This is a genomic window from Pseudoalteromonas fuliginea (assembly GCF_000690055.1).
GTDB classification, from domain to species: Bacteria; Pseudomonadota; Gammaproteobacteria; order Enterobacterales; family Alteromonadaceae; genus Pseudoalteromonas; species Pseudoalteromonas fuliginea.
The window spans coordinates 1-388 of record NZ_JJNZ01000212.1; the positions used below are offsets into that span (position 1 = coordinate 1).

Annotated in this window: 1 protein-coding gene; it reads left to right on the plus strand. The window is 45.4% G+C overall.

Going from position 1 to position 388, the window contains the following annotated elements:
- Positions 1-385, plus strand: a 385-nt coding sequence (locus DC53_RS22255; RefSeq protein WP_033032573.1) for a hypothetical protein, incomplete at its 5' end; no start/stop codon positions are given.
- Positions 386-388 lie beyond the last annotated feature (3 nt).

The following is a 388-nucleotide window of genomic DNA, read 5'->3' on the forward strand; positions in this document are numbered from 1 at the left end:
GAGCGCGCTTAGTGGTGAGATTGAATGGAACGGCGAAGGCTTGCCGCCTGTTGGGGCCATCTACACAGTAGACCCTAACCATGATGTTGAGTTGCTATGTAAATACTCTAGCAAGTATGTGGTTGTTGGTGAAATGCTGTCAAAAGAAACTTACAAAGGAATGGAAGTTGTTATCGACACTATGGAGCAGCGCAACCGAGTATTCCGCAAACCCGAAACCCCACAACAACGCGAAGACCGTGAGCGACTTGAGGCGGCTTATGATTTGTATTGTCATGCACTTGATAAAAAAACTACGTTTGATAGTTTTTGCAACTTTGGCCCACTAAAAGATATATACACCAAGATCGTAGACAAAACCAACTACCGCAAGGGGGTGAAGTGATGG